General features: G+C 75.2%; 11 protein-coding genes and 1 pseudogene. 8 read left to right on the plus strand and 4 right to left on the minus strand.

All coding sequences use genetic code 11. The features are described 5' to 3' along the window. The first annotated feature begins 552 nt into the window (after positions 1-552). From AC1DQC_RS02585 to AC1DQC_RS02595, 3 genes are all read left to right on the plus strand, one after another. Positions 553-5,316 carry a hypothetical protein gene (locus AC1DQC_RS02585; protein WP_477049669.1) on the plus strand — a complete coding sequence of 1,588 codons (4,764 nt, stop codon included), beginning with the start codon at positions 553-555 and terminating at the stop codon, positions 5,314-5,316. A gap of 166 nt (positions 5,317-5,482) precedes the next feature. Beyond that, positions 5,483-5,761, plus strand: coding sequence for a hypothetical protein (locus AC1DQC_RS02590; RefSeq protein WP_477049670.1), 279 nt, complete (start codon positions 5,483-5,485; stop codon positions 5,759-5,761). A 236-nt stretch (positions 5,762-5,997) separates the two neighbouring features. Beyond that, entirely contained in the window at positions 5,998-6,576 is a 579-nt protein-coding gene (locus AC1DQC_RS02595; RefSeq protein WP_477049671.1) for a dienelactone hydrolase family protein, read from the plus strand. A gap of 71 nt (positions 6,577-6,647) precedes the next feature. Here the strand turns inward: AC1DQC_RS02595 and mscL are convergent, their stop codons facing one another. From mscL to AC1DQC_RS02610, 3 genes are all read right to left on the minus strand, one after another. After that, entirely contained in the window at positions 6,648-7,226 is a 579-nt protein-coding gene (mscL, locus tag AC1DQC_RS02600; RefSeq protein WP_477049672.1) for a large conductance mechanosensitive channel protein MscL, read from the minus strand. A 49-nt stretch (positions 7,227-7,275) separates the two neighbouring features. Then, on the minus strand, positions 7,276-7,959 hold the full coding sequence (locus AC1DQC_RS02605; protein WP_477049673.1) for an SAF domain-containing protein: 684 nt from the start codon (positions 7,957-7,959) through the stop codon (positions 7,276-7,278). Positions 7,960-8,121: 162 nt separating this feature from the next. Continuing rightward, positions 8,122-8,439 carry an FmdB family zinc ribbon protein gene (locus AC1DQC_RS02610; protein WP_477049674.1) on the minus strand — a complete coding sequence of 106 codons (318 nt, stop codon included), beginning with the start codon at positions 8,437-8,439 and terminating at the stop codon, positions 8,122-8,124. Positions 8,440-8,595: 156 nt separating this feature from the next. Here AC1DQC_RS02610 and AC1DQC_RS02615 point away from each other — a divergent pair, with 156 nt between their 5' ends. Further along, positions 8,596-11,163: a penicillin acylase family protein gene (locus tag AC1DQC_RS02615; RefSeq protein ID WP_477049675.1), complete on the plus strand. Its 2,568-nt coding sequence runs from the start codon at positions 8,596-8,598 to the stop codon at positions 11,161-11,163. On the opposite strand, the gene AC1DQC_RS02620 is transcribed toward AC1DQC_RS02615, so the two are convergent. Further along, positions 11,153-11,791 carry a 5-formyltetrahydrofolate cyclo-ligase gene (locus AC1DQC_RS02620; RefSeq protein WP_477049676.1) on the minus strand — a complete coding sequence of 213 codons (639 nt, stop codon included), beginning with the start codon at positions 11,789-11,791 and terminating at the stop codon, positions 11,153-11,155. The two genes, AC1DQC_RS02615 and AC1DQC_RS02620, sit on opposite strands and share 11 nt — an antisense overlap. Positions 11,792-11,910: 119 nt before the next feature. Between AC1DQC_RS02620 and galU the strand changes: the two genes are divergently transcribed. The 4 genes and pseudogenes from galU to AC1DQC_RS02640 form a co-directional block, all read left to right on the plus strand. Then, positions 11,911-12,813, plus strand: a complete 903-nt coding sequence (gene galU / locus AC1DQC_RS02625) for a UTP--glucose-1-phosphate uridylyltransferase GalU (protein WP_477049677.1) — start codon at positions 11,911-11,913, stop codon at positions 12,811-12,813. A gap of 27 nt (positions 12,814-12,840) precedes the next feature. After that, positions 12,841-14,079, plus strand: coding sequence for a molybdopterin molybdotransferase MoeA (locus tag AC1DQC_RS02630; RefSeq protein WP_477049678.1), 1,239 nt, complete (start codon positions 12,841-12,843; stop codon positions 14,077-14,079). Further along, positions 14,079-14,675 (plus strand): GNAT family N-acetyltransferase, encoded by a 597-nt coding sequence (locus AC1DQC_RS02635; RefSeq protein ID WP_477049679.1) that lies wholly within the window; start codon positions 14,079-14,081, stop codon positions 14,673-14,675. The genes AC1DQC_RS02630 and AC1DQC_RS02635 overlap by 1 nt, the downstream gene beginning before the upstream one ends. A 63-nt stretch (positions 14,676-14,738) precedes the next feature. Beyond that, positions 14,739-15,381 (plus strand): annotated as a pseudogene (locus tag AC1DQC_RS02640) (hypothetical protein); the annotation flags it as partial.

The raw sequence follows: 15,381 nt of genomic DNA on the forward strand, positions 1-15,381 counted from the left end.
CCGCGTCGTCCGCAGGCTCCGCGGTCCTCGCCGAGCCGTGCTGCAAGACGCACTGACACGGGAGCTCGCGTCGCCGCATCCGACCCCGCGGTGCGGCGGCGCCTCGCACCCGGCACGCACAGCTCGCCGGTGCCCGCGGCGCTCCTGGGCTGCCGCCTCACGACGGTCGGCGTGGTGCCCTGCGGTGCGGTCCCGGCCGTCGTGCCGGGCCCGGATTCGCGGCCCTGTCGACGCCCTCCCGGAACCGCGAAATCGTCACGGGAACCCTGATTTTTGTCACGGTCATGTAGACGTTTCGCGGGTTCGCAGGATTCACCCGGACGAGCGGCTTGGACGTTTGACCAGCACCGGTTTCGTGCCGCACACTCGTCCTGACGGTGCGCATCGCCTGCCCCCTGCGCGGTGCGCACCGTCTTCACGTCCGGAGAGCGGGACGGGTCACGGACCCGTCCCGCTCTCTGCGTCTGTCGCCGCACAAACCTGAGGTGCGGACCTGTCGCGCACGGCGCGCCATGCCCAGGATCACGCGGCTGCGCGGTTAGCGTTCCCAGGGTGACCGTCCCCGTGCGCACCACCGGCCCGGGGCCCGACCAGGCTCCTGAGACCGGCGCAGACCCCACCGACCGCCCGGTGCTCGTCGAGCCCCCGACCCCTGCCGAGGTCCTCGAGGGCGCCGTCGCCACCTGGCGCGCGGCTCTCGTCGAGGCCGCAGGTGGGTCGACGCTGGTCGACGTCGAGCTGCTCGGCGAGGCAGCGCTCGACCTGTCCGCCGCGCACCCGTCGGGGATCTCGCAGCTGTTCGCCGGTCGGGAGACGCGGCTGTCCAACCTGATCCGCGAGGGGTCGGCGCTCTCGAGCGCCCGCCGACGCGCCCGGGCCGTGAGCGCGCGCGCCGCCGTCTACGCGCAGCGGTACGGCATCGCGCCCACGTCGCTGGCCATCGGCGTCGCCACCTGGACCGAGCGCACCACCCCGGACGTCGCGAGCGACGACGTCGCGGCCCTGGCGTCGGTCACGCGGCAGCGGCCGCTGGAGGCGGAGCAGCAGGCCGACGCGGCACCGCGCACCGTCCGGGCTCCGGTGCTCTTGCGGCCCGTCACGCTGCGCGCCCGCGGGTCCGGCGAGAGCGACTACGAGCTCGCGCTCGAGCCGTCGCTCGAGGTCAACCCCGTGCTCGCCCGCGCCCTGCGCTCGCGCGGCGCGCTCCTCGACCCCGGCGCCGTCGCGCGGGGCACGTTCACCTCCAACGGTTTCGATCCGCACGGCGCGCTGCAGCGGCTGGCGTCGCTGGGCGAGGCCGTGCTCGACGACTTCTCCCTGAGCGAGCGGGTCGTCGTCGGCACCTTCGTGCACCCCGGCCAGATCCTGGTGGACGACCTGGACAACCTCTCCGGCACCCTCGAGCGGCACGAGGTCGTCGCTGCGCTGGCGGGGGTCGAGGAGTCGCGCGCCCGGCTGCGGCGCACGCTGCCGGCACCCGTGCGCGGCGACCGCGACCCCGGGCACGAGCGCGGCGTGGGCGATCTCGACCCGGCCCAGCAGCACGTGCTCGACATGGTGGCCACCGGCACGCACCTGTTCGTCGACGCCCCGGCCGGCGCCGACGTCACGGGCACGCTCGCGGCCCTCGTCGCCGACGCCGCCGCGTCCGGCCGCACGGTGCTCTACGTCCCCGGTCACCGCCGGGCGGCCACCGCGCTCGCGGACCGGCTCGCCGCCCTCGGCCTCAGCGACCTGCTGCTCGACGTCGCCCCCGACGCCGGCTGGCGGTCGGCGATCTCCCGGCGGCTGCTGGGCGGCATGACCCTCGAGGCGCCGGCCGTGGACGCGCACGGCGTCGTCGCGCTGCGCAGCGAGCTCGTCGCCACCCGGGAGCGCCTGCGCTCGTACGTGGACGCGCTGCACGCCGAGCGTGCGCCCTGGGGTGTCTCGGCGTACGACGCGCTGCAGCAGCTCGCCCGCCTGACCGCCGCGCGGCCGACCCCGAAGACGACCGTGCGGCTCTCGCCGGACGTGGCGCGCGTGCTCGACGCCTCGCGCCGGGCCGACCTCACGGCCGACCTCGTCCGCGTCGGGGAGCTGGGCGCGTTCCGCATCCGGCCCGTCGACACCCCCTGGTACGGCGCCGACCTGCGCACGCGTGCCGACGCCGACAACGTGGTGCGCCGCTTGGCGCGCCTGCTCGACCAGACGCTGCCCGCCCTGGTGGAGCGCACGTCGCAGGTGGCCGCCGAGACCGGGCTGACGCAGGCGACCACCGTCGTCGGCTGGGCCGAGCAGCTGGCCATGCTCGACGGCGTTCGCGCCGCGCTCGACGTGTTCTCGCCCATCGTCTTCGAGCGGACCGCCGCCGACCTCGTCGCCGCGACGGCGACCAAGGAGTGGCGCGCCGAGCGCGGGCTCGACATGGGCTACTGGCTGCGCCGCCGCCTGCGCAAGCAGTCGAAGGACATGGTGCGGCCCGGCCGCCCGGTGGCGGACCTGCACGCGGCCCTGCTCGACGTGCAGGCCCAGCGGGAGACCTGGCAGGCGCACTGCCCGTCCGGCGGGTGGCCGCGGCTACCCGACGGCCTCGAGCACATCGAGGACGAGTTCGCCGCCGTGCGCGCCGACCTCGACGCCCTCGACGAGGTGCTCGCCACGACGCCCGGCGGTGCCGGCCTGTCGAGCCTGCCGTTCGCCGCGCTGACCGAGCGTCTGACCCGCCTGCGGTCGGACACCGACGCGCTGGCGGACCTGCCTGACCGGACCGGGATCCTGCACCGGCTGCGGTCGGCCGGCCTCGGCGCGCTCGTCGACGACCTGGCCACCCGGCGCGTGGAGCCGGCGCTCGCCCCGGCCGAGCTGGACCTGGCCTGGTGGAGCACGGTCATCGAGCAGATCCTCGGCGAGGACCCCGCGCTCGCCGGCTACGACGGCACCGCGCTCGGCGCGCTGTCGGCGCAGTACGCCAAGCTGGACCGCGCGCACGTGAAGAGCCTCTCCGGACCGGTGCTCGGCGCCGTCGTCGGCCACGTCTCCCACGCGCTGCGCCAGCACCGCGAGCAGGCCGAGGCGCTGTTCGCCGACCTCATCGAGGAGCGCCTGACCTCGCTGCGCGACACCGTCGTCCGGCACCCCGACGTCGCGCGCCGCCTCCGGCCGGTCATCGCCGCCAGCCCGATGCTCGTGCCGCAGGTGCTGCCGCCGACGCGCACCGTCGACCTGGTCGTCATCGACTCCGCCGCCCACCTGCCCGTCGAGGTCGCGCTCGCCGCGGTCGCCCGCGGACGCCAGGTCGTCGTCGTCGGCGACGCCCGCTGCGCGTCCGGGACCGCCGTGCGCGAGCTCGCCGACGTCCTGCCGTCGGTGGCCCTGCGCGCCGACTCCTCGCGCCGCGACCCGTACCTGACCGCGTTCCTCGCGGCGCACGGCTACGCCGGGGTGCTGCGCGCGACGCCCCTGCCGCAGCACCGGCCGCTGGTGGCCCTGGACCTCGTCGACGGCACCGGTATGCCGCACCCCGAGTCCGGCTCCGTCGACTCGACCCGCGAGGAGGTCGAGCACGTCGTCGAGCTCGTGCTCACCCACGCGCTCCTGCGTCCCGACGAGTCACTCGCGGTGATCACCGCGACCGCGACCCACGCCGAGGCCGTCCGCGAGTCCGTGCTCACCGAGGTGCGCGGCAACCCGGCGCTCGCCGCGTTCTTCGACTCCGGCCGTGTCGACCCGTTCGTCGTCACCGACCTGCCGAACGTCGCCGGGCTGCGCCGCGAGGCGATCATCCTGTCCCTCGGCCTCGGCCGGACCCCGCACCGCCGTGTGCTGCACACCTTCGGACCGATCTCCGCGCCGGGCGGCGACGCGCTCCTGCTCGACGCCCTCGGCTCCACCCGCCACCGGCTCACCGTCGTCGCCTGCTTCGGTGCCGACGACCTCGACGCCGAGCGGCTCCGCGGCCCCGGCCCCCGGCTGCTGGCGGACCTGCTCGCGTTCGCCGCCCGTCGCGGCGCCGGGCAGGACGTCACCGACCTCGTGCAGCCCGAGCCCGCCGACCCGCTGCTCCGGTCCCTCGCCGCCGCCACGGCCGMCGCCGACCAGGCGCTCGCCGCGGCCACCGAGCCCGACCGCCTGCTGCTCGACCTCGCCGAGCGGCTCTGGAAGCACGGCCTGCTGGTCGAGGCCGACCACGGCATCCCCGGCGGCGACCGCATCCCGCTGGTCGTCGGCCACCCGGACCTGCCCGGCGAGATGCTCGTCGCCGTCCTCACCGACGACGAGTCCTACACCGCCGAGCCGAGCGTCCGCGTACGCGACCGGCTCACCGCCGACCGCCTGGAGCGCGTCGGCTGGAGCGTCGTGCGGGTCTGGTCCGCGGCCGCGTTCATCGACCCGCAGGCCGAGGTCGACCGCATCCGCCGCGCCGTGCACGCCCGCGTGCCTGCGCCCGCCGCCCCCCGGAGCGCGCCCCTGCATCTCGGGCTGATCGAGGAGAGCGACGAGGCCGAGGAGCTGCCGAACGCGACCGCCGCGGCGCCCAAGCCCAAGCCCGCGCCCGCCACCGGCGCCTGGTCGGCCGTCGCCGTCGTCGAGTCCGACGACGACGCTCCGGCTCCGGCCGCGCCCGTGTCGACCACCGCCTCCGCGTCGGCCGGCGGCTCCTCGGCGGGCGTCGCCGTGCCAGCGCCGACCGAGCCGCCCTCCGCATCCGCCTCGACGGCCCCCTCCGAGCCGCCCGCACGTCCGGACGTTCCGGTGTCGACAGCGCCGGTCCGCATCTCCACCCGACGGGTTGCCGTCCCGCCGATCGCCGGCCTGGTCGCGTCGAGCAGCGCGCCAGCCGCGGCGGTCGGCGCCGACGCTCCGGCCGTCGGCTCCGCGGCCGGGGGTACGCCCGGCACGGCCCACGCTGCTGCGTTCGCCGACGCGACCGCGTCGGATCCGTCGGCGGCCGTGGCGTCCGCCGCCGCGCCGGACACGACCGCGGCGGCCGATGCTGTGGCTTCCGCCGCGGCGCCGGACACGACCGAGGCGGCCGATGCCGTGGGTTCCGCTGCCGCGTCGGGCGGGCCTGACGACCCGCGCCCGCCGAGCCGCCCGCTCCAGCTGGCGCTGGCGGTGCCCACGCGTCAGCGGCCCGACATCCGCAAGGGTCTGCCGATCGGCGCCTACAGCGACGACCAGCTGGACGAGCTCGTGGCGTGGCTGCAGTCGGACGAGCAGGAGCGGACCCGCGAGCAGCTCGCGGCGGCCCTGCGCGACGAGCTCGGCATCACGCGCCGCTCCTACCGGATCGACACGGCGGTGCGGAGCGCGATCGCGCGCGGCATGCGCTGACGCGTCGACGGCGGCGCTTGCTGACGCCTTCGCGTGAGCGACTCCGTCGACGTCACCTCGGCCGCGCAGTCGTTCGGCCGTCGTCTGGCGGCCTGACTGGCGGCCGCGTGCCGAAGGCCACCTGCCCGTCGTGGTCGGCGGTGCCGCGCGGATGGGATCATCGAACGTGACCTCGACCGACCGCCCTGACGGCACGCCTCCTGTGCGTCGGCCGCGCCGCGTCGTCCGGCCGGCGGGCACGGTCGGCGGGGACGACGCCAACCTCGTCTCCACGCACCCCGTCCTGGCGCCCGGCCCGCTGCCCGCCGCGCGGGAGGAGGCCGCCGTGGCCTCCGACCCGGTGGTGGCCACGCGGAGCGCCGACGACTCGGACGTCGGCTGGGGTGAGCGCGACGGCGGCTCCAACGACGACCGGCTGAGCCAGGACAAGCCTCCGCACTGGTAGCCCCGCACCGGGACACGCCCTTCGCGCTGGTGGCGCCGAGCCAGGACACGCCTTCGGGCTCGTAGCCCGAGGCCGGGACACGCCGTCGCGCGGCCGCTGGAGCGGCGAGGTTCGCGGCATGACGACGTCGTCGAACTGCGTCGCGTCGACCGCGAGCACGACCCGGTGTCGGGTGTCAGTGCCGTAGGAGATGATCGCTGGGCCGATCTGCCACCCGATCCGAAGGAGTCCCACCCATGGCCGAGGTTCTGCTGTTCCACCACGCACAGGGCCTCACGCCCGGCGTGCAGGAGTTCGCCGAGCGACTTCGGGCGGCCGGTCACACCGTCCACGTGCCCGACCTCTACGACGGCCACGTCTTCGACAACCTCGAGGCGGGGATCGGCTACGCCTCCGAGGTCGGGTTCGGCACCGTGACGGAGCGCGGCCTGCACACGGTGGACGCTCTGCCGGAGGGCATCGTCTACGCCGGGTTCTCCCTCGGGGTCATGCCTGCGCAGATGCTGGCGCAGACGCGTCCCGGCGCCAAGGGCGCGCTGTTCTTCCACTCGTGCGTGCCGACCGCCGAGTTCGAGACGCCCTGGCCGGCCGGCGTGCCCGTGCAGATCCACGGGATGGACCACGACGAGCTCTTCGTCGAGGAGGGTGACCTCGACGCCGCGCGCGCCCTGCTCAAGGAGGCACCGGACGCCGAGCTGTTCCTCTACCCGGGGGACGAGCACCTGTTCGCGGACAGCAGCCTCTCGTCGTACGACGCCGACGCGACGGAGCTCCTGACGCAGCGCACGCTCGCCTTCCTGGCGGCCGTCAAGTAGCACGTCGCCGAGCGCGATCCGCAGCCGGCGGCGCCGCCCGCCCGGTCATACGGGCGGCGGTGCCCGTCCGGTCAGACGGGCGGCGGCGCCCCCGGGCTGGGCGGGATGGACGGCGGGTTGTCCCGGCGCGGGTTCGGGACGTCCGGAGCGCCGGTCCCGGCGTCGTTGACGACCGAGGGCGTCAGGCGCGACGAGAGCAGGTCGCGGATCTCCTGCAGCAGCAGGATGTCCTCGCCCGGGGCGGCGGGCTCCTCCTCCTCGCCGCGCTTGCGCCGCGCGGCGAGGGCGTTCAGCGGCACGACGATGAGGAAGTAGACCGCGGCGGCGGTGAGCACGAACGCGAGCAGCGCGTTGAGGATGGTGCCCACGCTGATGGGCGTCGCGTCGGGGTTGTCGCCCCACGTGTACGGGCCGATGTCCCACAGCTGGGTCAGGTCCGGCGCACCGAAGATCCAGCCGATGAGCGGGTTGATGAACGCGTCCTGGATCGACTTGATGACCGCACCGAACGCAGCGCCGATGACGACGCCGACGGCCAGCTCGATCGCGTTCCCGCGCGAGATGAAGTCCTTGAAGCCCTGGAACACCTTGGCGGTGCCGTGCAGACCACGGCTCGCTCCGCGTACGCCGGCGTTGAACTTGTCGGTCACGTCGCCCCTCGAGATGGGTGGTCGGGCGGAGCCCCTGGAGTCCGGTCGATCATGGCACGACCACCGCGGACAGCAAGGCGGAGGCCGCGGCGCCGGCGAGGGTGGGCGCCTCCGCGGGGGCCACGGCGAGCAGCACCGGGACCGACGCGTCACCCGTGCCGCCGCCCAGCCCGAGGCCCCCCGCGGACGAGGGCTGATGGGCGACGGGGAGCACGAGCGCCCGGGTGGCCACGACGGCCCCGGGTCCGCCCTCCGCGGTGGCGGCCAGCACGTCGACGCGCACCCCGGGGGAGAGCAGGCCCGCGACCGCGGGATCGGCGAACCGGACCGTGGCGACGACCGTCCCCGGCGGGCCGCGGACCTCGTCGTCGGCGAGGAAACCGTGCAGCACCGGCGCTCCGGTCGCGATCGGGACGGCCGCCGACGCGCCGAGCACCGCGTCCGGCTCGGCGATCGCGCCGTCCGGCGCCAGAGCGGTCGGCACTCGTGCCGTCCGGACGTCCGCGCTGGTCAGCGTCGTCCCGGCATCGATCGGGCGTGCGGCGACGACCACCGCCGAGGTCGGTGGGTCCGGTGGTCGGACCGCCTGGACGGTGCAGGCCGCCGCGACGCCCAGCGCGACCGCGGCCACGAGGAACCGCCCGCGCCACAGGAGGATCCGCACCGTGAGGGCCAGGGGGCGCCGGCGGTGGGGCAGGGGCGGCGGCCGGCCGATCGACGGGCGAGGGTGCATGGCGCCGACGCTAGGCGCGCACGGACGCGGTGCAGCCGCGTGCGCGTCGGCCGGTGGACGGCGACGGCGGTGATCGGGGCTGTGGACGGCTCGACAGGCCCGGCAACGACATCGGCGCCCCTCACCGGGGGTGAGAGGCGCCGAAGGCTGGAGCGGGGTCGGTCAGGCCGACGCGGCCGGCTTGGCCGCGGTGCCGCCCGTCGACGACGCGGCAGGTGCTGGCGTCGAGGACGCGGGCGTCGACGACGCGGGAGCAGGGGTCGCGGTGCTGGCCGCGGGGAGCGTCGACGAGGACTTCGCGCCGGCGCGGGCGTCGTTGCGGTAGAAGCCGGAGCCCTTGAAGACGACTCCGACGGAGGAGAACACCTTGCGCAGGCGTCCCTCGCACTCGGGGCAGACGCTCAGCGAGTCGTCGCTGAACGACTGCACGATCTCGAAGGCGTGACCGCACGCCGTGCAGGCGTAGGCGTAGGTGGGCACTTAAGGTCTCCTGGCAGCTGATCGAGCGGGTCGAAAGGTCTGGCACTCGCGTCGTCCGAGTGCCAATCCTAACCGCTCGCCCGCGCGGGACATTCCGCCCGGCGCCTCGGGGTGCTGCGACGGCCGCAGCGCGAGGGGCGAAGTACCCTCCGAAGCGTGTCTCGTCCTCACCTCGTCCGTCTCGGTCTGCTCACCGTCGCCGCCGTCGTCGTGCTCGCGCTCGTGGCGACGCTGGTCGTCGCGTTCGTCGTCGTGCGCCGCCCGCTCCCCGAGGTCTCGGGCGAGCAGCAGCTCTCCGGGCTGGACGCCGAGGTCACGGTCACGCGCGACGCGCGGGGCGTTCCCACGATCACGGCGACCACGAGCGACGACCTGTTCCGCGCGCAGGGCTATGTCGCCGCGCAGGACCGGTTCTTCGAGATGGACTACCGCCGGCACGTCACCGCCGGCCGGCTCTCCGAGCTGGTGGGCCAGAACGACGACGCGCTCGAGGCGGACAAGGTCATCCGGACGTTCGGGTGGCGACGGGTGGCCGAGCAGGAGTGGGACCTGCTGCAACCCTCCACGCAGGCGGCCCTGCAGGCGTACGCGGACGGGGTGAACGCCTACCTCGAGGGCAAGGACCCGGGCGCGATCGCGGTGGAGTACAGCGTGCTCGGCCGGCAGGTGACGGTCCGGCAGCCGGAGAAGTGGGACCCGGTCGACTCGCTGGCGTGGCTCAAGGCGATGGCCTGGGACCTGCGCGGCAACTACGACGACGAGCTCGCTCGCGCGGCGTCGTTCTCCTCGGTGGGCGACGTGGCCCGGGTCGACGAGCTGTTCCCCGCCTACCCGCAGGACCTCAACCAGCCCATCCTCACCGCGGCCGACCTGCCGCCGACCGCGATCACGCAGACGTCCGCGGACGTGGCGCCGATGGACCTGGGCGACCCGGACCTCCAGGCGGCGGTGGCGTCGGCGACCGCGGCCCTCGCGGCCGTGCCGCACCTCCTGGGTGACGGGCACGGCGTCGGCTCCAACTCGTGGGCGGTCTCGGGTGACCTCACGGAGTCGGGCAAGCCGCTGCTGGCCAACGACCCGCACCTCGGCATCTCGGCGCCCGGCATCTGGGAGCAGGTCGGCCTGCGGTGCGCCGACGTCTCGGCCGACTGCCCGTTCGACGTCTCGGGCTTCGCGTTCGCGGGCATGCCGGGTGTCGTGATCGGGCACAACGCGAAGCTGGCCTGGGGGCTGACCAACCTGGGCGCGGACGTGACGGACTTCTTCCTCGAGCGCGTCGACGGGAGCACCACCCGGCGCGACGGTGGCGAGGCTCCCATCACCGAGCGCACGGAGCTGATCCACGTCAACGGCGGCGCCGACGTGCGGCTGAAGGTCCGCGAGACCGTGCACGGCCCGATCGTGTCGGACGTGCTGGACCTGGTGGGGGTCGGCGGCGCGCCGGTCCCCGAGGGCTCTCCGGGGCGCCGGTTCGACGTGGCGCTGGCATGGACCGCCCTGCAGCCCGGACGGACCATGGACGCCGTCCTCGCGATGAACGTCGCGGCGAACGCCGACGACGTCCGGGCCGCGGCGGCGTCGTTCGACGTGCCGTCGCAGAACATCGTCTTCGCGACGACGGACGGCCACATCGGCTACCAGGCGCCGGGCCGCATCCCGACCCGCGCCGTGGTGCCGGGCGGGCCCGTCCCCGCGAACGGCACCTGGCCGCGGCCGGGCTGGGACAGCCGCTACGACTGGACCGGCTTCGTCGACCCGGCTGACATGCCCCGCACGCTCGACCCGGCCGGCGGCATCATCGTCACGGCGAACCAGGCCGTCACGCCCGCCGGGACCGGGCCGTTCCTCACCAACGACTGGGACTACGGCTACCGCGCGCAGAGGATCCGCGACCTGCTGACCTCGGCCACGTCGAGCGGCAAGGTCGACGCGGCCGACATGAGCCGGGTGCAGCTCGACCAGCACAGCCCGTACGCCGACGTCCTCGTCCCCGTGCTGCTCACGCTGCCCATCCACGACACGTTCTACGACGACGGGCAGGAGCTCCTGCGCACGTGGGACCGGGTGCAATCCTCGGACTCGGCGGCCGCGGCGTACTTCGCGGCCGTCTGGGCCGACGTGCTCAAGTCCGCCTTCGCCGACGACCTGCCGGACGGGTACGGCCCCGACGGCGACTCGCGCTGGCTCGAGGTGGTCCGCACGCTGATCGACGAGCCCGCGTCGCCGTGGTGGGACGACAAGTCGACGCCCGGCGTCGTCGAGGGTCGCGACGAGGTGCTCACCCGCGCGATGGTCGCGGCGCGCCGGCAGCTCACCGCGCAGCAGGGCCGCGAGGCGACCGAGTGGCGGTGGGGGCAGGTGCACACGGCCGCGCCCGAGCACCCCGTCCTGGGAGGACCCTCGATCCCGTCCGTCGTGCGGAACCTGGTGAACCCCGACCCCATCGGCGTCGGAGGTGGGTCGTCGATCGTGGACGCGACCGCGTGGGACGCGAGCTCCGGCTCGTTCGGGGTGACGGCCGCACCGTCGATGCGGATGGTCGTGGACCTCGGCGACCTCGACGCGTCGACGTGGGTCACGCTGACGGGCGCCTCAGGGCACCCGGCGAGCGTCCACTACGCGGACCAGTTCGGTCCGTGGTCGCGCGGCGAGACGTTCCCCTGGCCGTTCACGCAGGCCGCGACGGCGGCGGACGTCCGGGACCGGCTGACGCTCACGCCGTGATGCGGTGCCACTCCAGCGGGGTGGCCACGGCGTCGACCACCCGGTCGTGGCGCTCGCGGGGCAGCGGGCGGGTGTCGGCGTCGTAGAGCTCCTCCGGGAAGACGAGCGCGACCACCGGGACGCCGGGGCGGATGTGCTCGAGCGCGCGGTCGTACCAGCCGCCCCCCTGGCCCAGCCGGGCGCCGGTGGTGTCAATGGCCAGGGCCGGGGCGATGACGACGTCCGCGTCGGCCAGCGCCGCGGCGCCCAGCGTCGGACCGCCCGGCTCGGGTGGTCGGCCCGGCGCGCGTTCGCGCAGGTCGTCGGGACCCGCGTACTCCGCCCAGTCGCGCTGCAGCCCGCTGCCGAGCACGGGCATGAGGACCCGGACGCCGCGTGCGGCCAGCGCCTCGAGCAGGGGACCGGTGCCCGGTTCGGTGACGCGCGAGGCGTACACGGACACGCAGCCGGCCTCGGCGACGGCGGGGATGGTCAGGACGACATCGGCGAGCGCGCGGGCCGCGGCCTCCCGGAGCCGGGCGGAGCGAGCCTTGCGGGCCTCGCGTATGGCCATCCTCAGCCGTTCCTTGACGTCCTCGACCTCGTCCCCCTCGGACACGCGCGGATACGGCTGGGCGACGCTGCTCATGGGACCAGTGTCGCCCACCGCAAGACTCCCCGACGACGCCCCGGGGGACCGAGTGTGAACACTTCCTCGTGGTGACGCACGCCACTGCGCACCGGGACAGGCGCGGCTACTGTCCCGTCATGACGATCCACAAGGCAGTCATTCCCGCTGCGGGCCTGGGGACCAGGTTCCTGCCCGCCACGAAGTCGACGCCGAAGGAGATGCTCCCGGTAGTCGACAAGCCGGCCATCCAGTACGTGGTGGAGGAGGCCGTCAAGGCCGGTCTCGACGACGTCCTGCTCATCACAGGCCGATCGAAGCGCACGCTCGCCGACCACTTCGACGCCGTCCCGGAGCTCGAGGCGGCGCTGGAGGCGAAGGGCGACCTCGAGCGGCTGGCCAAGGTGCGCGAGTCCACCGAGCTCGGGCACGTGCACTTCGTCCGGCAGGGGCAGCCCAAGGGGCTCGGGCACGCCGTCCTGCAGGCCAAGCACCACGTCGGGCAGGAGCCGTTCGCGGTGCTGCTCGGGGACGACCTGATCGACGAGCGCGACGAGCTGCTCAGCACCATGCTCGCGCTGCAGGAGCGGACCGGCGGGTCGGTCATCGCGCTGCTCGAGGTCCCCGAGTCGCAGATCTCCCTGTACGGGTGCGCGGCGGTCGAGGCGTTCGAGGGTGCCGACGACCCGGACCAGGTGCGGATCACCGGTCTCGTCGAGAAGCCCCCGGCCGACGAGGCACCCAGCAACCTGGCGATCATCGGCCGGTACGTGCTGCACCCCGCCGTGTTCGAGGTGCTCGAGAGCACGGAGCCGGGCCGCGGCGGCGAGATCCAGCTGACCGACGCCCTCGCGACGCTCGCCGACCTGCCGGCGGCGGACGGGGGCGGCGTGTACGGCGTGGTGTTCCGGGGGCGGCGGTACGACACCGGCGACCGGCTCGACTACCTGAAGGCCGTCGTCCAGATCGCGGTGGACCGTCCCGACCTCGGGCCCGACTTCCGTGCCTGGTTGGCCGACTTCGCTGGGTCGCTGACCGACTGACCGGTCCGGGCGGGGCACAATGCCCGCATGAGATCGGTCCAGGACCACCTAGCGGCCGTGCTGGCCGCAGTCGGACCGGTCGCACCGCTCGACGTCGTGCTGCGAGACGCCGTGGGCTGCATCCTCGCCGCCGACGTCACGGCGACGCACGACTTGCCGGCGCTGGCCGTCGCGTCGCGGGACGGTTACGCCGTGGCCGCGCACGAGACGGCGGGTGCCGGGTACGCGAGCGCGCAGGCGTTGCCGGTCGCGCACGACGTCCGTCCGGGGCAGCCGGGCCCGCTGCGGCTGGTGCCCGGCACGGCCGTCCGGATCGCGTCCGGTGCGCCGCTGCCCCTGGGGGCCGACGCCGTGGTGCCGCTCGAGGAGACCGACCGGGGGACCGCCCGGGTCGCCATGCAGCGTCCGGCGGTCGCCGGGCAGCACGTGCGCGCCGCCGCGTCCGACGTGCGCGCGGGGGACGTCGTGCTGGCGGCGGGGACCCGGCTCGGCGCCCGCCAGCTGGCCCTGGCCGCCGCGATGGGCCGCGGCCGGCTGCGGGTCCACCCGACGCCGCGCGTGGTGCTGCTCTCCGTCGGCGACGAGCTGGTGGAGCCCGGCACGAACGCGGACCGGTCCGGCACCGGGGTGTTCGAGGCCGACGGGCACGCGCTGGAGGCGGCGGTCCGCGACGCCGGCGCGGCCGCGGTCCGGGTGGGCATCCTGGGCGACGACCGCGCGATCCTGCGCGAGGCGATCGAGGACCAGCTGGTCCGCGCCGACCTCATCGTCATCACCGGCGGCCTGTCCGAGCTGACGCACGACACGGTCAAGGACGTGCTGGCGCCCATGGGCAGCGTGCGGCTCGACCAGATCGCGATGACGCCCGGGCAGCGGCACGGCTTCGGCACGGTCGCGGACGAGCTGGCCAGCGACAAGTCCGTCCCGATCTTCGCCCTGCAGGGGCACCCGGTCGCCGCGCAGGTGTCGTTCGAGGTCTTCGTCCGGCCCGCGCTGCGCGCCATGGCCGGGCACGCGGAGCTCTTCCGCCCGTCGGTCGCGGCGGAGGTGACCGAGGGCTGGGTGTCCCCGCCCGGGCTCCGGCAGTTCGTGCCCGCCACGGTCCTGGGCTCGCCGGACGAGGGGTACCACCTGACCCCGATCGGCGACCCGTCGGCACCCACGATCAACGCGCTCGCGCAGGCCAACGCGCTGGCGGTCGTCGGTGAGCAGGACCTGACGGTGCACCCCCGCCAGGTGATCCACTGCCTCGTGCTGGAGGGCTGATGGCGACCGGCTGGCCCGCCGTGCTGGTGGAGGGCGACGTGCGGCTGCGGCCCCTGCGGCGTCGCGACCAGGACACGTGGATGGCGCTGCGCGCGCAGAACGCCGCGTGGCTCGAGCCGTGGGACGCGACGAGCCCGATCCCGGTCACGGGTCCGCGCCCGTCGTTCGGGACGTTCGTGCGCTCGCTGTCCGCCCAGGCGCGCGCGGGCGTGACGCTGCCGTTCGCGGTCGACCTGCGCGGCACGCTCGTCGGGCAGCTCACCGTCTCCTCGATCACGTACGGCTCGCTGCGCTCGGCGGCGATCGGCTACTGGGTGTCGGAGCACGTCGCGGGCCTGGGCGTGACCCCGACCGCCGTGGCCCTGTCCACCGACCACTGCTTCACGGCGCTCGGGCTGCACCGGGTCGAGGTCAACATCCGCCCGGAGAACGGGCCGTCCCTGCGCGTCGTCGAGAAGCTGGGCTTCCGCGACGAGGGGCTGCGCGAGAAGTACCTGCACATCCAGGACCGGTGGTGCGACCACCGCACGTTCGCGCTGACCGTCGAGGACGTCCCCGACGGGCTGCTGGCGCGCTGGCGGGCCCGGAACGGGTGACGCACAGGCCGACACGCCGGGGCGGTCCCCGGCACGTGCGGCCCCGGCGCCTACCGTCGTGACGTGAACGATCTCGCAGGACCGGTCGCGCTCGCGCTGGTGGTCCTGTGGGTGGCATACCTGGTGCCGCACAAGCTGCGGCACCGGCAGCAGCTGCTCGAGTCCCGGGCGGACGACCGGTTCTCCGAGGCGCTGCGCGTGGTCGCCGTGAGCGACCGGCGCATCCGCCAGGAGGCCGCCTCCGCGGAGTGCGGGCCGACGGCGAGCAGCACCGCGGGGCTGCTGACCCCGGGCAAGGGGCTCCCGGTGGCCACCGGGAGCGCGACAGGAGGCACCACCGTGGACCGACCGCACGGCACCCAGGACCGGATCACCGCGGACGCGGCACGCCGCGCCGCACAGGCGCGAGCCGCCCGGGCKGCCTCCGTCGCCCGTCGCGCCGCCGCCGCGCGCCGGCGCGCCGTCCTGGCGGGCCTCCTCGTGGTCGCGACGGTGCTCGGCTGGGCCGCCGTCGGGCTGAGCCCGCTGGTCACCTGGGTCGTCGGCRCCGTGCCCACCGTGCTGCTCGCGTCCGTCCTCGTGCTCGGTCGCCGCGCCGTGCTCGCGGGGCGCGAGGCCGACGAGGCCTGGGAGCAGAAGCTTGCCGACGAACGCCGCGTGGCCTCCGGGCCGCGCACTGGAGCCATGCGGGCGGTGGCCACCGCCT

It is taken from the genome of Cellulomonas sp. P4_H12, assembly GCF_056400905.1.